Genomic DNA, 18,916 nt, shown 5'->3' on the forward strand with positions numbered 1-18,916 from the left:
ATTGATATTCTGTTTTTATGTGACAAAAAAGGCATAATAGGGAAGAGCAGTCGTAGCAATCATAAAGGTAATAAAATGCAAATAATCAATCCTCATGATTTTGTTTGGGTCAGCAGTAATAATGATGTCGCGATAGAATCGCTTCCTGAATGGGTTGGCTCACAATGGAACAGTAAATTACCGTTGACGGTATATCGAAATAAAGCGGATGAGAATAAACTGACTGTCGCAATTCGAGGAATTAAGCCACACCAACGCATCACGACACAAATTGAAAAATCGGCAATCACGCATATTATGAATGTGGAATCCTTGGTGGCAAATTCGGTGGAACTACAACGTTCAATGTTTATTGCTTTACCACCTGTGCAGGTTTTATGGATCATTTCGCAAACTAAATGGCCTTGGCAATGGGGAGTCACAGGCAGCTGTGCTTACACTTTAGCGACAGATATCCAAAGTATGTTGTCAGACTGCGACCTTGATGTGGTCATTCGCTGTCCGAACCCTCAAGAAAAAGAAGATTTTGCTGAGTTTGCTATTAAGGCGAATACACCCTATTGCCCAATCGATATCCATGTTGAAACGCCTAAGGGTGGGTTTTCATTAGCAGAGTGGTTTAAAAATGAAAAGGTTACATTACACACACCACTTGGCGATGTTATGACGGCAGACCCGTGGGATGAGAAATTATAGTTGTCATTTGTCTGTTAAATAATCGACTGTAGCTTGAATAGCCGACAAATTGGTTAAATATTAATTTTGATGTTCGAGCAGGTGATTTTTTACTAATCAAATAAAATCGGAGGCACATAATGCCTCCCCATTCGCCTATTATTAATGCTCAATATTCGGTTCTTGTAAACCTGCGTCATGCCATTCTTTCATTGCAGGCAAAACTAAAATTCGGTCAACCCATTGTTTAGCCGCTGGGTTTACAGGTAAATGATAACTGCGGATTCGGAAGGCAACGGGTGCAAAGAAGGCATCTACAGCCGTAAATTCACTGCCCGCAAGCCAAGGGCCGCCAAATTGGTTCAACCCATCCTGCCATAGTTTCTGCAAGCGGTTTAAGTCAGTTTGTAATTCAATTGAAATATTATTAAGTGGTGCATTATGAGCACCATCCATCGGACACTGCTGGCGTAACGCACTAAAACCTGAGTGCATTTCTGCGCTAGCACTTCGAGCCCATGCTCTGGCTTTGCGATCTTTTGGCCAGACTTGCGGGAAGTCTTCTGCAATATATTCACAAATGGCTAATGAATCCCATATTGTTTGGTTTTCATCGATTAAACAAGGGACTAAACCGGTAGGGGAAAAACGACTGAATTTCTCATGACTGCTTTTACCGTTTTCAAATAAACACAAATTTTCTTCAAACGGGATCTGTAATACCTTTAGTAAAACCCATGGGCGCAATGACCATGAAGAGTAGTTTTTATTTGCTATCCAAAGTTTATACATAGTATTTAACCTATCAGTCAGTTCGCGCAATGTTAAAAGGACGAATACCAATGTATGGGGAAAAAGGCAGACCTACAAATGTTATTTTATCGAAAATAGCTTATATCTATTAGGAATAAGCTAGATTTAATTGAAATTAATAAATAAATGAACTAAGTATTTAGTTACGACCATTTACAAAAGTGGAAGAATCTTTATTCAACTTTTATAATTAAAACTAGACAAAATCAAATAGTAATCTATTTTTCATTATGTTGATCGTATTTGAATGTCTTCAACAAAATATTTGTTTAACTTTGGGATAGGAATAAAATTAATTTCACCTTATGATTATTACGGCTTAGTTAATAAAATATTACCTTCTTCTCTAAATGGTTTTTATCATGCAATGGAAAAATAATGCAAGCCGCTATGGGCATATCTCTTTGCTCGTACATTGGCTAGTCGCAATTGTCGTATATGGAATGTTCGCTTTAGGTTTATGGATGGTGACACTAGGCTATTATGATAGTTGGTATCATCAAGCTCCTGAGATACATAAAAGTATAGGAATATTATTATTTATTGTTATGGCATTTCGTGTGATTTGGCGATTTATTTCACCGCCGCCGAAGCCATTAGCAAGCTACAGTAAATTAACGAAAGCTAGCTCTATTATTGTTCAAATTCTGATTTATATTATTTTATTCAGTATTTTGATCAGTGGTTATTTAATCTCAACTGCTGATGGACAACCTATTAGTGTGTTTGGTTGGTTTGATGTTCCTGCACTATTTACCGGTGCTGCGACACAAGCAGATACCGCAGGTGAAGTTCATTTATATTTAGCTTGGGCAGTGGTTCTATTATCAGTGTTGCATGCTTTTGCAGCTTTTAAACATCACTTTTTTGATCGTGATATTACATTAAAAAGAATGTTGGGTTTTAACCCCGATAAGTAACGTGGAGATAATTATGTTGAAGAAAACGGTTCTTGGTCTGGCTACTGGTGCACTTTTTTTAACGGCAGGTTCAGCATTAGCAGAAACTTACCAATTTGATAAGCAAGGCCAACACGCGTTTATTGAATTTCGTATTCAGCATTTAGGTTATAGCTGGGTATATGGTAGTTTTAAAGACTTTGATGGGTCTTTTACTTATGATGCAAAAGATCCATCAAAAGATAAAGTCGAAGTTACTATTAAGACAGGTAGCATTGATACTAACCATGCAGAGCGTGACAAACATTTACGCAGTGGTGATTTCTTAAATGCAGCCAAATTCCCTGAAGCGAAATTCGTTTCAACAGAAGTGAAGAAAGACGGTGAAGCCTACAAAATCACTGGTGATTTCACTTTAAATGGTGTCACTAAGCCAATTACATTAGACGCTAAATTAATGGGCGAAGGTAAAGATCCTTGGGGTGGATACCGTGCAGGTTTTGAAGCAGAAGGTAATATTAAGTTAAAAGAATTTAACATCAAATCTGATTTGGGTCCTAAATCTCAAGAAGCACAACTGTTGATTTCAGTTGAAGGTGTTCAAGTTAAATAAGATTTTTATCATAAAAAACCTTCAGGCTTTCGAGTGCTGGAGGTTTTTTTATATCCAGCGTATTATAAATTGTTTCTTTGTGGCAAATTCCCCCGTCTGAACCTCGCAATTTCCCTTATTCCTATAGCTAGACGACTTTAATACAAGCTAAAATAAGCATTATTACTTTTTATCGTTCAATTCGTGGCATTAACACTTTAGATACGTGAATATTATCGGTTTTAGATGCCATGGCATTATATGCAATTGGTTCTACAGTATATAAGTAGCTTGAAAGTGTTTGTGGGGAACCGTTTTACAAGAAAAGGCAGGGTAACTTTGAATACAAATAACTCACGTAAAACCGCATTAATTGTTAGCATTATTTTTATTGCATTTGCATTCGGTTTTTATTGGTTAAGTAAAGATAACAATGTGTTATCTACAGAAAATAATAGTGCAATTCATTCAGAGGCACTTGCTCAAGTTGAAAAAGAATTACCGATTATCGCGACGGTTAAGAAAATAAGCCCTGAAACCTATCAAAGTTTTGAGCATCTAATTACACAATACGACCCAACTAATGAAGATTTACGCCGTCAACTGTTTGACCAAGTAGTCGGGAATGTCATGAAGTTAGTACTAGAGCGTATGGAATATGCCTCTGATGACTCCGTGATTAACTTTACTAGCAGAGTTAATGATTACCTAAAAATCTTATTGGAAGAAGACCCAACGGGAAAAACGTGTTTTTATTCACTATTTCCGCATTTGAGAGAGACAGCAGAAATTATTCCACCACAAAAAAGCCAAGCTGTTTTGTTGAAACAAATTCAGGCAACCAATGAACTTTTAATTTCAAGTGAAGCGGGTGTAAAACAGGCGTTAATGTCCCCGACAGAATATTCTGAGGAATTAACCCAACTTGCTAGCGGGCTTTCTGCAAAGTATGGTGAAGATACTGCAATTCTTGGGAATTTAGAAGCAGGGAAGAAATCACCGGCACTAGCGTGCCGTATTTCTATTAGTTTTTATGATGAAATATTATCTATTCCAGATAATCCGAAAAAAGCGGCATTGTTACGTTCTTTATTTTCATCAGTAAATAATTAATTCTTTTTAGCAAAATGGTACTGATTAATATTGGTGCCATTTTGTGTCATTAAGTATTACATTTCATAGCGTTAATCGCACTTTTTTTAATGCATTATTATTTGAGCATAAATAGTTCGTATTTATGTAGTATGCTTATTATATAAATTTATTTTTAACTATTTTGGAGATGGCATGCAATTTATTAAGAAAAGTATCATCGCACTTGCCGCTGCGGCTGCGATATCAATGCCAATTGCAGTAAGTCAAGCTTGTACTCGGGTTGTTTATTTAGGTGAAAATGAACAGATAATGACCGGAAGAACAATGGATTGGAAATACGATATAGGCACTAATCTATGGATCTTTCCTCGAGGCATGGAGCGTGATGGCATTGCAGGACCTAACTCTTTAAAATGGAAATCAAAATACGGTAGTGTGATCGCCTCAGGTTATGATATTTCAACAACTGATGGAGTGAACGAAGAGGGTCTAGTTGCCAATTTATTATGGCTTGCTGAATCAAAATACCCTCAAGTAGATAATCAGCAACCTGCGTTGTCGATATCGCTATGGGCACAATATGTGCTAGATAATTATGCGACAGTGGAAGAGGCAGTTGCAGCCCTAGAAAAAAATCCACTGGTCGTGGCAACGGATAATGTTCCAGGACAGGATAGGTTAGCGACTTTACATTTGTCATTATCAGATGCGAGTGGCGATAGCGCAATTATTGAATATATTGATGGTAAGCAGGTCATTCATCATAGTCGCAAGTATCAAGTTATGACTAATTCGCCTACTTATGAGAAGCAATTAGCAATGCAGGAATATTGGCAAGGAATTGGTGGTACTGTCATGCTACCGGGGACAAACCGTTCCGCTGATAGATTTGCTCGTGCGCAATTTTATATTAATGCAATTCCTCAGAAAACAACGCCTAATAAAGCGGTCGCCAGTGTTTTCAGTGTCGTACGTAATGTGTCTGTTCCTTACGGATTGACGTCCGAAAATTCACCTGAAATATCGTCAACGCGTTGGCGGACATTAGTTGACCATAAACGTCAGCTCTATTTTTTTGAATCTGCATTGACGCCAAATATTTTTTGGACTGATTTGGCAAAAATTGACTTTTCAGCAGAAACTGGACAAGTGAAAAAGTTGGATCTGGGTGAAGAGCAGAGCCATATTTATTCGGGGGATGCGACCAATAAATATGTGGTTACAAAACCTTTTGAATTCTTAGGGTTAAGTGCGAAACAGTTAGGTTACTAACTTATCCTATAGCGCGTATCAGCCCTCTTTATCTATAGGGGGTTGATATGAATCAAGTCCTCGATAATTTATCCATGAATGTTTTGCAGATAGCAAACGAACGATATAAGATGTATTTAAAATGCAACTTATTGGTGATGATATGAATAATCTCGTGTGTTACAAAACCATGCCGGTTTGGAATAAAGCGTCTTTACCGTTAATGTTCCAAGAGCGTCATAATACAAAAGAAGATACATATGCACAGTTGAAAGTGCTAAAAGGCTCTTTAGATTTTATCATTTTTAATGAGGATGGCAGCGAACAACATTTTACTTTTGATATTCATAACCAGCCGCCTATTATCGAACCTCAAGTTTGGCATCGTATTTCTGCTTGTAGTGATGACATGGAATGCCAATTGGCTTTTTTATGCAAACCAGAACTGAAATTTTATAAAGAACACGGGTTAACGACTCCACATTCAGAAGTGCGTTACCTGTGTGAGAACCACCTTAGTAAGCCATGTAAAACATTAGATTTAGGCTCGGGAAGGGGCCGCAATAGCTTTTATCTTGCCTTACAAGGTTATGACGTGACCTCGGTAGATATCAACCCTCAACATATCCAAGCGATTGACTTTGTTAAAAAACAAGCCGCAGTAGAAAATATTCATACGGCTGTTTATGACATTAATAGTCACCAGATAAAAGAGGATTACGAACTCATTATTTCTACTGTCGTACTGATGTTTTTGCAGCGAGAAAAAATTGCTAATGTCGTTACCAATATGCAAGAACATACCCTACCAGGGGGCGTTAACGTTATTGTGTGTGCCGTTGAAACGCCAGATGCACCACTGGATTTAGTGCCATTTAAATGCTTCTTAAAACCAGGGGAGCTTGAAGGATATTATAAAGATTGGGATATTTTAAAATATAACGAAAACCCTGGGCACTTACACCGCACTGATTCACAAGGTAATCGTATTAAATTAAACTTTGCAACACTCATTGCGCGGAAAAAGTAAGAGATTAGTATAGGTTATCTTAGTAAGAGAGTTGCCGAGGGTGGCAACTCTTTTTTATTTGCTAATATTTAAGGTTTGCTGGCGGTAGTGTTAGCGGTTTCTTTTTCGCTTCGGGCTAAAGTTTTTTCGAGCAAGACAGAATATAGCGGTTTGCCACCTAAAAATTGGGCTATCATTGTGGCGCCAATGCAGGTAATAATCATCGGTAAGATTAACTGGTAGTTATTTGTCATTTCTAAAACTAAGACTATTCCAGTTAATGGCGCTCTGACGGTTGCGGCAAATAATGCGCCCATGCCTGCAATAGCGAAAGTTCCTACTTCAATTTGGTAATTAGGAAATATTTCGAGGGCAGCGTAGCCGAAAACACCACCAAATAAGGTACCAAGGGCGAGTAAAGGGGAGAAAATACCCCCTGGAGCACCAGAGCTAAAGCTAATCGTCGAAGTTAAAAACCGTAAAGCAAAAAATATGAATAATAAAGTGATGGTAAATTGGCCAGCAACCATCTGGTGGATCACCGAATAGCCGCCACCAACAATTTCAGGTAGATAAACACCAATTGCACCACAGGCACCACCAATTAGCCCGCCCATCAATACAAAGCGAGAAATTTTATTTTGGTAAAATGCTAAAAATTTACTTTGTAGGTACAATAAAAAACCATTAAAACAGATACCGATAACACCAAACATTAATCCTAAAATTAAATAAAGCCATAAAGTATTCATCGGTGCAGAAGAGAATTGACCTATATTTAATATAATAGCTTCCCCATTAATTAACCGATAGACAATGGTGGAGGTAACAACACCGATAAATACCGCTTTAATTGAAATTAAACTGTATTTAAATTGCGGGCGCATTTCTTCAATAATAAATAAAATGCCAGCTAAAGGGGCATTAAATGCTGTAGATAAACCAGCAGCAGCACCAGAGGCAAGCAAGGTATGGCGCGACTCGTTATCTTTTAAACGAAATAAATCATAAAACATTTGGCTAAGGTTCGCACCAAGCTGCACAGTTGGCCCTTCGCGCCCTAACACCATGCCTGAACCTAATGTCCCTAATCCACCAATAAACTTAACTGGGATGACTCTCCACCACCTTACGGGGCGCAAATCCTGTAATGCTCCTTCAATTTCTGGGATCCCAGACCCACCCGATTCAGGAGAGAACCGTTTAACTAGGTAATAGCCTAACATGGCAAGAAGTGCCGAGATAAAAAACATCCCAACAACCATCAACCATTTTGGAGCAACCCATTCACTCACTGATTGAACGCGATAGTTGCTAATCCAAGTTGTTCCTATTTCAAATAGAGAACCGATAAGACCGACTGCAGCACCAATGAGTGCCGCGAGTAGTAAGATTTTTACAGGTGTTTTATCTGATTCTTTTAACCGTTTAAAAATCCGTAACCGGCCTTTTATCATAGATTTACTTGCTGAATTTACCTGGCTCATCTTTATTGGATTCTCTTTATACGATGGAATAACAATCAGTTATAGGTAAGTATAACAAGAGTTACCGTAAGAACGTTATCAGGAAAAAAATAAAATGCAAAATAGTGTATTTAAGCAAGGAAACTGAGAAATAAAAACCAGCAGCACGAATAGCATACTTTCATTACCGTGAATAGTTCTCATTTGCAATGAATATTAATATAGATCAATAAACCATTAGATAATGAATAATTCCACTTTTTTATTCTAATAAAGAGCGTAGTCTTAATGTTGTATTTCAAATGCAACTTTAAGAGGCGAATAACATGTACTGTGTGCAATGTGAACAAACAATTAGAACTCCAGCTGGAAATGGCTGTGCATACGCGCAGGGTATGTGCGGTAAAACAGCAGAAACATCTGACCTACAAGATTTATTAGTTGCTGTATTGCAAAGCTTATCTGCAAGCGCAGTCACTGCTCGCTCGCTGGGTATTATTGACCATGATATTGATAGTTTTGCTCCGCGCGCATTCTTCTCAACCTTAACTAACGTCAACTTTGATTCAGAACGTATTATCGGTTATGCCCGTGAAGCTATTTATTTGCGTGATAAATTAATCAAGCATTGCCAATCCGTGAATAGTGTAGTGGCTTTCAATCATCCATTAATTAATTTGCAATTAAATGGAACTGACATTCCAACCTTACAGGCACAAGCGGCTCAATTTTCATTAGATATTGATAAAGCAGAAGTCGGTGAAGATATTCATGGGTTACGTATGTTATGCCTATATGGCTTAAAAGGGGCGGCAGCCTACATGGAACACGCCCATGTTTTAGGTCAGTATGATAATGAAGTTTATCGCCAATATCATGAAATTATGGCTTGGCTTGGAACATTGCCATCAGATATGAATGAGCTGCTTGATAATGCCATGGCAATTGGTCTGATGAATTTCAAGATCATGGAAATTTTGGATGCAGGTGAAACGAGCGAATTTGGTCACCCAACTCCAACGGAAGTTAACGTTCGTCCAGTCGCAGGGAAATGTATTTTAATTTCAGGTCATGACCTGAAAGACTTAAAAATGTTGTTAGAACAAACTGAAGGTACGGGTATCAATGTTTATACCCACGGTGAAATGCTGCCAGCACATGGTTATCCAGAGCTGAAAAAATATGCGCATTTAGTCGGTAACTATGGTAGCGGTTGGCAAAACCAGCAGGTGGAATTTGCTAAATTCCCAGGTTCTATCTTAATGACTTCTAACTGCATTATTGACCCTGATGTTGGTGATTATAAAGACCGTATCTGGACACGTAGTATTGTAGGTTGGCCAGGTGCAAAACATTTAGTGGGCGATGATTTTTCTGCAATGATTGCTCAAGCTCAGTCGCTTGCCGGTTTCCCGTATACCGAAATCGAGCACAAAATTACGGTTGGCTTCGGTCGTCAAACACTACTCGGTGCGGCAGATGCGGTGATTGATTTAGTTTCACAGAAAAAATTACGTCACGTATTCCTCGTTGGTGGATGTGATGGTAGCCGCGGTGAGCGTAGCTACTACACGGACTTTGCGCGTAGTGTACCCGAAGATTGCTTAATCCTGACACTCGCTTGTGGTAAATATCGTTTTAATAAATTAGATTTTGGTACGTTAGAAGGACTACCACGCTTATTGGATGTGGGCCAATGTAACGATGCATACTCTGCCATTATGCTTGCAGTGAATCTATCAGAGAAACTTGGTTGTGGTATTAATGATTTACCATTGAGTCTGATTCTGTCTTGGTTTGAGCAAAAAGCGATTGTTATCCTCTTAACATTATTAGCGTTGGGTGTGAAAAATATTTATACCGGCCCAACAGCGCCTGGTTTCTTAACTGAAAACTTATTGAATGTGCTAAATGAGAAATTTGGCATGCGGAGTATTACGACAGTTGAGCAAGATCTGGCAGAAATTTTACCTGCATGATCAATAAACCGATAGAAAAAGCTTAAAAACGATGTGAAAGACGGGGGTTGCGGCCCCCTTTAAAGGAGTAGCGCAATGACCATGCCAAGCAGTTTATGTCCAAATAGAATGCAAGTTCATTCTATTATTCAAGAAACATCAGATGTCTGGACAATTAACCTTATCAATCATGATTTTTATACGTATTCACCCGGTCAATATGCTTTGGTCAGTATTAAAAATAGTGATGATGTCATGCGTGCTTACACTCTTTCATCATCACCGGGACAAAGTCGTTTTATTTCCATTACTGTCAGGCGGTTAGACGATGGTGAAGGGTCAAATTGGCTAACGCGTTCAGTTAAAGAAGGTGACTACCTTTGGCTTTCTGAAGCACAAGGGGAATTCACCTGTGCCAATCTAAAAAACTCCCAGTATTTGATGCTAGCTGCTGGGTGTGGAGTGACACCGATTATGTCAATGACACGTTGGCTGATGGTGAATCGCCCAAATTCCCATGCAAAAGTGCTATTCAATGTTCGCGATGATAAGCAAGTCATTTTTGCTGAGGAATGGCAAAAGCTCGTCCGGTTATATCCAGAACGGCTGCAATTGTGTGTCATGGCGGAAACACCAGATAATGGCGATATTGCTCAAGGGCGTTTAACTGAAGAGAAATTGAAAGCGCTAGTGCCAGATATTGATTCACGAATTGTGATGACGTGTGGGCCTGTACCTTATATGAAAAATGCACAGCAATTTGCTGCAAATTTAGGTGTTCCTGCTGAACATTTCTTTATGGAGCGTTTTTCTACCGAACCAGAAATTGTTGATAGTGAAGATATTCTTACGTTAAAAATTCGTCAACGATTAGTCAATTTTAAAGTCCCAGTGGGGACGTCTTTATTATCTGCACTAGAACAAAATAAACAACCTGTTATTGCGGCTTGCCGAGCGGGTGTTTGTGGCAGTTGTAAAACAAAAGTGTTGTCAGGAAATTATACAACCACAAGCACAATGACATTAACCGAAGCAGAAATAGCGGAAGGTTATGTTTTAGCGTGTAGTTGCCAATTGCAGGGCGACACTGAAATAGCGTAAAGTTATTTCATGTGTGCAAACTGTCTCATTAGATTATTAATGGGACAGTATTATAAAATAAATCATAGTAATTATTTACAATACTCGAAATGAGAGTGTAATTAATGTTCCGGTAGTGAACTACGTAAAAAATAAATAGATAATTTACTGAGTGTATTAATTGCTGACACAGCAACCTCTTTGTTTGGGTCTTGACATAAGTCTATGATTCTTATGATGGCATCATTATATTCAATCGTTGCTTTGAAATCCCCTAAAGCAGAAATGGCAGCAATTTTGATTTCATCATTTACGCGAAATGTTAAGTTTGTTAACATTCCAACAATTACTTTATCCATAATAAAACTTTCACTGTTAAATAAAATAAAAAATATTCTAAGATAATTCTTGTGATATTTAATACTGTATTGATATCTGAAATTAAATATTAACAATTTAAAAGAATAGTTTTCAATGATAATTTCGAATTAAATAATGACATAAGTGTATTTTCTTATCTCATCATTTGCTTATTTGATTCTTTTTAATATAAAAAACCAATGATTCATTGATATTAGTGATTGCGTATACTCTAATAAAGCGTTTCAGTTATATTTAATTAGGCTTACTCCTTTATATTGTTTTTTTGTATTGTAAGGTAAATGGGCAGGTAAGTTTTGCTTAATTATCGATAAGATTTACTAAATAATATTACAAATATTATTTAGATTTATCTAAGGGTTGGTTATTGATAAGTAACTAAATATATTTATTTTAATTTGAATATTTAATTTTATTATTAGTTACATTTTGTTACTTTGTGAAGATATATTTAATATAAACTTAAACGAAACCTAAACAATAAGTTTCTCATGCGTAAAAAACCGTAGATATAGGGTGGCAATTAATTCATCAATGGGTATAATTCGCGCCGCATCCAAAGTGCAGTATCTCGTTAGGCGAGGCTCCTATACAAACATAGGTTACTGATCTGACGACGTCGAGAGACGCCCAAGATTAGGACAGGATATATCGACCGAAGGTATATCCCCATGTAACTTCCTGCTAAATCAGGATACGTTGTATAGTGCTAAAACCGAGACGAAGAGATAGCTTTCGCATTCTCTCATCTGGTTTCGCCCCTATGTGAGTACTGTTTGAGTAACCAACAGTAATAGGGACTAAAAAAATGACATTCACTACCCAGAACAAAGCGGGAGCAGTTGCTATTGCTCAATCCGCAATGAAAGGCGCGCGCCTCAAAGACAATAATACACCGTCACCAAAAGTTGATGATGCAACAGTTAGCGCTTATATGAGCCAATCATATTTGCCAGTCTCTGTCGCAGACTCAATAGCTTGCGTGAAACAAAATCTTATTGAGCACCTTGATGGCGAGCAAATCCCAACCTATTTATTTGTTGTCGATAACGACAATTATTTAAATGGTATTCTTTCAGTTAAATCATTATTAGCCTCACCTGAAAATTTATTAGTGTCTGATATCATGAGACACAATTATTTTTCTGTCGCCCCAGAACAATCACGTCATGATGTTTATGACCTGATTAATCATAGTGGTTTAGATATGATACCTGTGGTGCAATTTGGCAAATTGATGGGTGTTTTGCGTCCGCAAGATATCGCCGAACTGATTGAAGATGAGAATACACTTGATGCGCAGTTACAAGGCGCTACCACTCCATTAGATGAGCCCTACTTAACGACAAGCCCTGTAACTTTATGGCGTAAACGTGTCGTTTGGTTGTTGATGCTATTTGTGGCCGAAGCGTATACAGGAACTGTATTAAAAGCATTTGAAGAACAACTCGAAGCCGCAATTTCGTTAGCGTTTTTCATTCCGCTGTTGATTGGTACAGGCGGTAATAGTGGAACACAAATTACATCAACATTAGTCCGTGCAATGGCACTGGGCGAGGTGAGTTTACGTAATCTCGGCACAGTACTAAAGAAAGAGGTCTCTACCTCATTTTTAGTTGCGGTGACTATCGGTGGTGCGGCATTAATCCGTGCATGGATTTTAGGTGTTGGCCACGAAGTGACTATTGTGGTTAGCTTAACCATCGTTGCGATTACAATGTGGAGCGCGGTTGTTTCTTCCATTATCCCAATGGTACTGAAGAAATTAAAAGTGGACCCAGCAGTTGTTTCTGCACCGTTCATTGCAACTTTCATTGATGGAACTGGCTTAATTATTTACTTTGAAATCGCAAAATTAGTGATGACGGAGTTTGCTTAAGCGCACACCTCAAACTTGATGCGGCAGAAAGGTTAATTTTCTGCCGCAGCGACAAAAACCTCTTCTTGTTTTAACACTTCCCCACATTTTCGACATAAATATTGGTTTTCACCACGTAGCACTTTGTTATGACGGCGTATAGTTAATTCATGGGTCATTTCACAAGCACAACGGTAGCGAAATGTTTTACTTTTTACTGTCGTAACTGCAAAGTTGTGTGTGCGTTTAGCCGTGACTTCCAGTACGTGTTGCATCATCCATTTCCATTCTTTGCCATGCGGTGCGATACCTTTGCGGCCAAATACTCGAAAAACCAACAAATGCGCTAATTCATGAGGCACAACCTCATCAATAAATTGTTCTGTATTTTCGATGAGTAAACTGGGGTTGAGGCGAATTTCCCATTCTTTTAAGTAAGCACTACCCGCAGTTGTTCCCCGTTGCTTGTAGTTAACTGTTGGTTCTGGAAATGACTGTTCGAGTTTGTGCTCTGCAAGTGCGAGCTTTTCTCGCAATATGCGCATAACTTGTTGTTGTAAAAAAAGTGGAACACGGATTGTTTTCATGGAGTAAAGGATACGTGAAGGCAATGGGCATAAACAAGTAATAATTGACATATATTATATAAAAATATATATTGTATTTTTATATAATATAAATCAGCAAAAACATATGCACAATAATACACCTGAACAGCAATTATTAGCGATGAAGCAGGCCGCGTCAGAAACGGCTTCGTTATTGAAAACATTAGGGAATCCAGATCGTTTAATTTTATTATGCCAATTAACACAGGGTGAAGCCTGCGTGAGTGAGTTAGAAGAGCAGTTAGGAATATTACAACCGACACTCTCTCAGCAATTAACAGTATTGCGTAATGAAGGCTTAGTGATGACACGTCGAGAAGGAAAGCGTATTTACTATGCGATTGCAGATGAGAAATTATTTACGTTGCTCAATACGTTATACCAGCTTTATTGCCCTGTGAAGGAGAAATGAAATGACAATCGATTGGGCTAATTTTACGCCACTATCTGCCGCAGTTGGCGGTGTATTGATAGGTTTAGCCGCTGCAATTTTATTAGTTTTTAACGGCCGTATTGCGGGTATTAGCGGTATTTTAGGTGGGTTGCTAAAACCAACGAAGGGAGATACGGCGTGGAAAGTCGCTTTTATTATTGGTCTGATGAGCGCCCCAGCGCTATTTACTTGGTTGGCGTATACACCAGAAGTTAGCATTGCAACCAGTACACCTATTTTAGTTTTAGCTGGGCTGTTTGTTGGTTTTGGCTCACGGCTTGGAAGTGGCTGTACTAGCGGCCATGGGATTTGTGGCATGGCAAGGTTATCTCGTCGTTCAATTGTTGCGGTATTGGTCTTTATGATTGTGGCTTTTGTGACAGTCGCATTAGCTAACCATTATGGGATAGGGAGATAAACCCATGCCTATTCTTATCGCATTAATTTCAGGGATACTGTTTGGTTTAGGGTTGGTCATTGCCGGAATGGGAAATCCAGCAAAGATTTTAGCGTTTTTAGATATTACTGGAACGTGGGATCCCTCTTTATTAATTACGATGGCAGTTGGAATGGTAATCAGTGGTATTGCTTTCTTAGGGGTTAAAAAACGCTCTGTTAGTGTACTAAATTGCCCATTGCAAATTCCGACCAATCAAACGATAGATAAAAAACTAGTCACCGGAAGTGTGTTATTTGGTGTGGGATGGGGGTTAGCAGGGATCTGCCCAGGGCCTGCATTATTGTTGACAGGAATGGGATTAACACAAGGGATAATATTTACATTAGCGATGGTTGCAGGAATGGCTATTTTCCAGTTTACGCAAAAAAATTAACCGTTAATTCAGCGCAATAAAAAACCCATCATTAGATGGGTTTTTTTGTATATGGTTTATTTACCGAAGTGATTACAAGCCTGCGGCGGCACGCAATGCTTCAGCTTTGTCAGTTTTTTCCCAAGGGAACTGAGAACGACCAAAGTGGCCGTATGAAGCAGTTTGTTGGTAAATTGGGTGTAATAAGTCGAGCATCTTGATTAAGCCGTAAGGACGTAAGTCAAAGAATTCACGAACTAATTGGATTAATAATGACTCATCAACTTTACTTGTTCCAAAGGTTTCTACCATAATCGATGTTGGTTCTGCCACGCCGATAGCGTAAGAAACTTGGATTTCACAACGGTCTGCAAGGCCCGCAGCGACAATATTTTTTGCTACGTAACGAGCTGCATAAGCTGCTGAACGGTCAACTTTTGACGGGTCTTTACCAGAGAATGCCCCACCACCATGGCGAGCCATACCGCCGTAGGTATCTACAATGATTTTACGGCCTGTTAAGCCACAGTCACCCATCGGCCCACCGATAACAAAGCGGCCTGTTGGGTTAATAAAGTACTTGGTATCTTTTGATAACCATTCTGCTGGTAGAACTGGCTTGATGATCTCTTCCATCACCGCTTCATGCAGATCTTTTTGTTGAATATCTTCAGAATGCTGAGTAGATAAAACAACGGCATCAATACCCACAATTTTGTTATTGTCGTATTGGAATGTTACCTGGCTTTTCGCATCTGGGCGTAACCATGGCAACGTGCCATTTTTACGAACATCAGCTTGGCGTTGAACTAAGCGGTGTGCATAAGTAATAGGAGCAGGCATTAATACATCAGTTTCGTTGGTTGCATAACCAAACATTAGGCCTTGGTCACCCGCGCCTTGTTCTGATGGGTCAACACGGTCAACACCTTGGTTGATATCAGGCGATTGTTTACCAATTGCACTTAAAACAGCACATGAATTGGCATCGAAGCCCATTTCGGAACTGGTGTAGCCAATTTCGCGAACAGTTTTGCGCGTGATTTCTTCAATATCAACCCAAGCACTGGTGGTGATTTCTCCCCCGACCATTACCATACCTGTTTTGACGTAGGTTTCGCAGGCAACGCGAGCTTTCGGGTCTTGTTCCAGAATAGCATCAAGTACTGCGTCAGAGATTTGATCAGCAATTTTATCTGGATGCCCTTCTGATACAGACTCAGAAGTAAAGAGATGTGTAGCCATGAGATTAATACCTTAAGAATTCGCAAATTTATAATTGGATGTTTTAACATCTAGACGGCTATTTTAGTCCCATATGGCAAAAATTTCTACCTGTATTTATACAAAAAAGGTATAGGGCTATAAAACAGCAACAGATAAAGTTTTATCGCAATTTAGTCATTTTGGTTTTGCTTTTTGAGCGCAATAGATGTATAAACTGCGACCGTAACGGATGGTTGTTATTTCCCGTTATATACCAGCAGAATAATATAAAACTTCTGCTATCTATCAGGAATGTTTATAAACTTTTGAATTTCAATAAAAAAATAAGGTGATATAGCTTAAATCAACAGGTCAAACTGCCAAAATAGTGCTACCACATTGAAATTTTAAAGGGGTAAACAGTTATATTGGGGGTTAATGGGTAATGATCCATAATCTACTGAATAACAGTATCCAACCGTCATATGCGGATCGCCGCGTGACTTTGGCATTTACTTTCCTGTCATTCTTTACTTCATCACGAAGTTACCGTCACATCTTTAATACACCTTCGAGGCTGAGTCATTAATCTGTCAGCTTAAGGTCGTATATTGTCACTGTTTAGAAGTTCTAAGCACTTTTTATTAAAATCTGAGTATTGCCGTTTCCCCGACATAACTGCCTTGCAGTGTTATGTCCTCACTGACATGCATCAGGAAGGAGAACGCGTCACTCACCCCTCCATAAAAGGAGTTTATTATGAATGATAATATCGCTCGCAAAATGCGTCAGACGTACAACATCGCGTATTGGGGTGGTGGTTACTATCAGGTGAATGAGCGCGGAAATGTCTGTGTTTGCCCAAACCCTGAGAACCCTGACACCTTTGTTGATTTAGCTGACCTCGTTAATCAGGTTAAAGAAGAGCAGGAGCATTTACGCTTACCTGCATTGTTTTGTTTCCCGCAAATTTTACAGCACCGTTTACGTTCAATAAACGCAGCATTTAGACGTGCACGTGAGTCTTATGGCTATAAAGGCGATTACTTTCTGGTTTATCCCATAAAAGTTAACCAGCAACGCCGAGTCATTGAATCGCTGGTTAATTCTGGCGAGCCGCTCGGCCTTGAAGCGGGTTCAAAAGCTGAATTAATGGCTGTTTTAGCAAACGCAGGTAAAACACAAACGGTTATCGTCTGTAATGGGTATAAAGACCGTGAATACATCCGATTAGCGTTAATTGGGGAAAAATTAGGTCACAAGGTTTACCTTGTTATCGAAAAAATGTCTGAAATTGAGATGGTATTGGCAGAAGCGGAAAGCTTAAATGTCACGCCACGCCTCGGGGTTCGTGCTCGTTTGGCTTCTCAAGGCTCCGGTAAATGGCAGGCAAGTGGCGGTGAAAAATCTAAATTTGGTTTGGCTGCAACTCAAGTACTGCAATTAGTGGAAATTTTACGCAATGCCAATCGCTTAGACAGCCTGCAGTTACTTCATTTCCATTTAGGCTCTCAGATGGCCAATATTCGCGACATAGCTACGGGTGTTCGTGAATCAGCGCGTTTCTATGTGGAACTACATCGCCTAGGCGTTAACATTCAGTGCTTTGATGTGGGCGGTGGTCTTGGTGTTGACTATGAAGGTACTCGCTCTCAATCCGATTGCTCGGTCAACTATGGTTTAAATGAATACGCTAACAACGTGATTTGGGCAATTGGGGACGCGTGTGAAGAATTTGATTTACCACACCCAACGGTAATTACCGAATCTGGCCGAGCGTTAACAGCGCATCATACGGTATTAGTATCCAATGTGATCGGGGTTGAGCGTAACGAATTTACTAAAACAACACCGCCTCATGAAGATGCGCCACGTTCATTGATTTCCTTATGGGAAACGTGGGAGTCAATGCAGCATCAAGGTAATAGCCGTTCATTACGTGAATGGTTGCATGATAGCCAGTTCGATTTACAAGAAGCGCACACTCAATATGCACACGGCGTACTAGATTTAACGCAACGAGCATGGGCAGAAGAGTTATACCTAAATATTTGCCGTCGCATTCAACAGGATTTAGATCCAAGCAATCGTGCTCATCGTCCAATAATCGACGAACTGCAAGAGCGTATGGCTGATAAGTTCTATGTGAATTTTTCATTATTCCAATCGCTGCCAGACTCTTGGGGAATCGACCAAGTGTTCCCAGTGTTACCGATTGAAGGGTTAGATAAACCATTAGACCGTCGTGCGGTACTGTTAGATATCACCTGTGACTCTGACGGTATTATTGACCATTATGTTGATGGTGATGGCGTTGAAACCACAATGCCAATGCCTGCGTATGACCCTGAAAAGCCGCCAATGATAGGTTTCTTTATGATTGGCGCGTACCAAGAAATTTTAGGTAACATGCATAACTTGTTTGGTGATACTGCCGCAATAGATGTCTGGGTTGATAGCCAAGGCAACTTGCGTTACCTGCAAAGTGAAGAGGGCGATTCTGTGGCCGATATGCTGCAATACGTCAAATTAGTACCGGAAGTCCTACTAGAAAGCTTCACAGAGCAAGTAAAAGGCACTGGTTTAAGTGAGCAACTCCAAAAAGGCTTTGTGGAAGAGTTCGAGAATGGTTTGTATGGGTATACTTATCTCGAAGACGAATAAATGCTTAATGCGCGTCATATTTCGTGCTGTGGCGGTGTTGGCTGCATTCGCCAACCCTAGTCACATACTTATGTATGTTCTTAGGGCTTGGCGTATTTTGCCGCCTAGCGACAGCA

At 39.3% G+C, this 18,916-nt stretch carries 18 protein-coding genes and 1 riboswitch; of the genes, 13 read left to right on the plus strand and 5 right to left on the minus strand.

Going from position 1 to position 18,916, the window contains the following annotated elements:
• The first annotated feature begins 75 nt into the window (after positions 1 to 75).
• On the plus strand, positions 76 to 696 hold the full coding sequence (locus PSF09_RS11625; protein WP_272665790.1) for a malonate decarboxylase holo-ACP synthase: 621 nt from the start codon (positions 76 to 78) through the stop codon (positions 694 to 696).
• A gap of 141 nt (positions 697 to 837) precedes the next feature.
• On the opposite strand, the gene PSF09_RS11630 is transcribed toward PSF09_RS11625, so the two are convergent.
• The gene (locus PSF09_RS11630) at positions 838 to 1,467 is read right to left on the minus strand and encodes a glutathione S-transferase family protein (RefSeq protein ID WP_272683931.1); all 630 of its coding nucleotides are present in this window, start codon (positions 1,465 to 1,467) and stop codon (positions 838 to 840) included.
• Positions 1,468 to 1,850: 383 nt separating this feature from the next.
• On the opposite strand from PSF09_RS11630, the gene PSF09_RS11635 reads away from it, so the two are divergent.
• The 5 genes from PSF09_RS11635 (at position 1,851) to tehB (ending at position 6,355) form a co-directional block, all read left to right on the plus strand.
• Positions 1,851 to 2,408 (plus strand): cytochrome b, encoded by a 558-nt coding sequence (locus tag PSF09_RS11635; RefSeq protein ID WP_004913280.1) that lies wholly within the window; start codon positions 1,851 to 1,853, stop codon positions 2,406 to 2,408.
• Positions 2,409 to 2,421: 13 nt separating this feature from the next.
• Positions 2,422 to 3,000, plus strand: coding sequence for a YceI family protein (locus PSF09_RS11640; protein WP_042851639.1), 579 nt, complete (start codon positions 2,422 to 2,424; stop codon positions 2,998 to 3,000).
• Between the two features lie 318 nt (positions 3,001 to 3,318).
• Positions 3,319 to 4,092 (plus strand): hypothetical protein, encoded by a 774-nt coding sequence (locus PSF09_RS11645; RefSeq protein WP_004913275.1) that lies wholly within the window; start codon positions 3,319 to 3,321, stop codon positions 4,090 to 4,092.
• Between the two features lie 174 nt (positions 4,093 to 4,266).
• Positions 4,267 to 5,346: a linear amide C-N hydrolase gene (locus tag PSF09_RS11650; RefSeq protein ID WP_272665792.1), complete on the plus strand. Its 1,080-nt coding sequence runs from the start codon at positions 4,267 to 4,269 to the stop codon at positions 5,344 to 5,346.
• Positions 5,347 to 5,467: 121 nt separating this feature from the next.
• The gene (gene tehB, locus PSF09_RS11655; protein WP_272665793.1) at positions 5,468 to 6,355 is read left to right on the plus strand and encodes an SAM-dependent methyltransferase TehB; all 888 of its coding nucleotides are present in this window, start codon (positions 5,468 to 5,470) and stop codon (positions 6,353 to 6,355) included.
• 68 nt (positions 6,356 to 6,423) lie between these two features.
• On the opposite strand, the gene clcA is transcribed toward tehB, so the two are convergent.
• The gene (gene clcA, locus PSF09_RS11660; RefSeq protein ID WP_272665794.1) at positions 6,424 to 7,821 is read right to left on the minus strand and encodes a H(+)/Cl(-) exchange transporter ClcA; all 1,398 of its coding nucleotides are present in this window, start codon (positions 7,819 to 7,821) and stop codon (positions 6,424 to 6,426) included.
• Positions 7,822 to 8,126: 305 nt separating this feature from the next.
• Here clcA and hcp point away from each other — a divergent pair, with 305 nt between their 5' ends.
• Positions 8,127 to 9,779, plus strand: a complete 1,653-nt coding sequence (gene hcp, locus PSF09_RS11665; RefSeq protein WP_272665795.1) for a hydroxylamine reductase — start codon at positions 8,127 to 8,129, stop codon at positions 9,777 to 9,779.
• 75 nt (positions 9,780 to 9,854) lie between these two features.
• Complete coding sequence (gene hcr, locus PSF09_RS11670; RefSeq protein WP_272683932.1) at positions 9,855 to 10,859, plus strand: NADH oxidoreductase; 1,005 nt, start codon at positions 9,855 to 9,857, stop codon at positions 10,857 to 10,859.
• A 101-nt stretch (positions 10,860 to 10,960) separates the two neighbouring features.
• Here the strand turns inward: hcr and PSF09_RS11675 are convergent, their stop codons facing one another.
• Positions 10,961 to 11,197 (minus strand): HEAT repeat domain-containing protein, encoded by a 237-nt coding sequence (locus PSF09_RS11675; protein WP_004913253.1) that lies wholly within the window; start codon positions 11,195 to 11,197, stop codon positions 10,961 to 10,963.
• Between the two features lie 585 nt (positions 11,198 to 11,782).
• Positions 11,783 to 11,954, plus strand: a riboswitch (M-box (ykoK) riboswitch).
• A 73-nt stretch (positions 11,955 to 12,027) separates the two neighbouring features.
• Between PSF09_RS11675 and PSF09_RS11680 the strand changes: the two genes are divergently transcribed.
• Complete coding sequence (locus PSF09_RS11680) at positions 12,028 to 13,098, plus strand: magnesium transporter (RefSeq protein WP_210838740.1); 1,071 nt, start codon at positions 12,028 to 12,030, stop codon at positions 13,096 to 13,098.
• A 32-nt stretch (positions 13,099 to 13,130) separates the two neighbouring features.
• Here the strand turns inward: PSF09_RS11680 and PSF09_RS11685 are convergent, their stop codons facing one another.
• Positions 13,131 to 13,664 (minus strand): SprT family zinc-dependent metalloprotease, encoded by a 534-nt coding sequence (locus PSF09_RS11685; RefSeq protein WP_210838744.1) that lies wholly within the window; start codon positions 13,662 to 13,664, stop codon positions 13,131 to 13,133.
• 106 nt (positions 13,665 to 13,770) lie between these two features.
• On the opposite strand from PSF09_RS11685, the gene PSF09_RS11690 reads away from it, so the two are divergent.
• The 3 genes from PSF09_RS11690 to PSF09_RS11700 are packed head-to-tail and all read left to right on the plus strand — an operon-like array spanning position 13,771 to position 14,951.
• The gene (locus tag PSF09_RS11690; protein WP_272665796.1) at positions 13,771 to 14,097 is read left to right on the plus strand and encodes an ArsR/SmtB family transcription factor; all 327 of its coding nucleotides are present in this window, start codon (positions 13,771 to 13,773) and stop codon (positions 14,095 to 14,097) included.
• A gap of 1 nt (position 14,098) precedes the next feature.
• Positions 14,099 to 14,536, plus strand: a complete 438-nt coding sequence (locus tag PSF09_RS11695) for a YeeE/YedE family protein (protein ID WP_272665797.1) — start codon at positions 14,099 to 14,101, stop codon at positions 14,534 to 14,536.
• A 4-nt stretch (positions 14,537 to 14,540) separates the two neighbouring features.
• Positions 14,541 to 14,951, plus strand: a complete 411-nt coding sequence (locus PSF09_RS11700) for a DUF6691 family protein (protein ID WP_004262080.1) — start codon at positions 14,541 to 14,543, stop codon at positions 14,949 to 14,951.
• Positions 14,952 to 15,023: 72 nt separating this feature from the next.
• On the opposite strand, the gene metK is transcribed toward PSF09_RS11700, so the two are convergent.
• Positions 15,024 to 16,175 (minus strand): methionine adenosyltransferase, encoded by a 1,152-nt coding sequence (gene metK, locus PSF09_RS11705; protein ID WP_210838734.1) that lies wholly within the window; start codon positions 16,173 to 16,175, stop codon positions 15,024 to 15,026.
• Positions 16,176 to 16,895: 720 nt separating this feature from the next.
• Here metK and speA point away from each other — a divergent pair.
• A complete protein-coding gene (speA, locus tag PSF09_RS11710; RefSeq protein ID WP_272665798.1) occupies positions 16,896 to 18,800 on the plus strand; it encodes a biosynthetic arginine decarboxylase in 1,905 nt (634 codons plus the stop codon).
• Positions 18,801 to 18,916 lie beyond the last annotated feature (116 nt).

Origin of the sequence: Providencia sp. PROV141 (assembly GCF_028481645.1) — a bacterium.
GTDB classification, from domain to species: domain Bacteria; phylum Pseudomonadota; class Gammaproteobacteria; order Enterobacterales; family Enterobacteriaceae; genus Providencia; species Providencia rettgeri.

What these genes read in the sequence shown, in the direction of transcription:
- hcr (WP_272683932.1), top strand. Translation starts at nt 9,855, where the DNA reads ATGACCATGCCAAGCAGTTTATGTCCAAATAGAATGCAAGTTCATTCT.
- PSF09_RS11640 (WP_042851639.1), top strand. Translation starts at nt 2,422, where the DNA reads ATGTTGAAGAAAACGGTTCTTGGTCTGGCTACTGGTGCACTTTTTTTA.
- PSF09_RS11630 (WP_272683931.1), bottom strand. Translation starts at nt 1,467, where the DNA reads ATGTATAAACTTTGGATAGCAAATAAAAACTACTCTTCATGGTCATTG.
- PSF09_RS11690 (WP_272665796.1), top strand. Translation starts at nt 13,771, where the DNA reads ATGCACAATAATACACCTGAACAGCAATTATTAGCGATGAAGCAGGCC.
- PSF09_RS11650 (WP_272665792.1), top strand. Translation starts at nt 4,267, where the DNA reads ATGCAATTTATTAAGAAAAGTATCATCGCACTTGCCGCTGCGGCTGCG.
- PSF09_RS11625 (WP_272665790.1), top strand. Translation starts at nt 76, where the DNA reads ATGCAAATAATCAATCCTCATGATTTTGTTTGGGTCAGCAGTAATAAT.
- PSF09_RS11695 (WP_272665797.1), top strand. Translation starts at nt 14,099, where the DNA reads ATGACAATCGATTGGGCTAATTTTACGCCACTATCTGCCGCAGTTGGC.
- PSF09_RS11675 (WP_004913253.1), bottom strand. Translation starts at nt 11,197, where the DNA reads ATGGATAAAGTAATTGTTGGAATGTTAACAAACTTAACATTTCGCGTA.
- PSF09_RS11635 (WP_004913280.1), top strand. Translation starts at nt 1,851, where the DNA reads ATGCAATGGAAAAATAATGCAAGCCGCTATGGGCATATCTCTTTGCTC.
- PSF09_RS11680 (WP_210838740.1), top strand. Translation starts at nt 12,028, where the DNA reads ATGACATTCACTACCCAGAACAAAGCGGGAGCAGTTGCTATTGCTCAA.
- hcp (WP_272665795.1), top strand. Translation starts at nt 8,127, where the DNA reads ATGTACTGTGTGCAATGTGAACAAACAATTAGAACTCCAGCTGGAAAT.
- tehB (WP_272665793.1), top strand. Translation starts at nt 5,468, where the DNA reads ATGCAACTTATTGGTGATGATATGAATAATCTCGTGTGTTACAAAACC.
- PSF09_RS11685 (WP_210838744.1), bottom strand. Translation starts at nt 13,664, where the DNA reads ATGAAAACAATCCGTGTTCCACTTTTTTTACAACAACAAGTTATGCGC.
- speA (WP_272665798.1), top strand. Translation starts at nt 16,896, where the DNA reads ATGAATGATAATATCGCTCGCAAAATGCGTCAGACGTACAACATCGCG.
- clcA (WP_272665794.1), bottom strand. Translation starts at nt 7,821, where the DNA reads ATGAGCCAGGTAAATTCAGCAAGTAAATCTATGATAAAAGGCCGGTTA.
- PSF09_RS11700 (WP_004262080.1), top strand. Translation starts at nt 14,541, where the DNA reads ATGCCTATTCTTATCGCATTAATTTCAGGGATACTGTTTGGTTTAGGG.
- metK (WP_210838734.1), bottom strand. Translation starts at nt 16,175, where the DNA reads ATGGCTACACATCTCTTTACTTCTGAGTCTGTATCAGAAGGGCATCCA.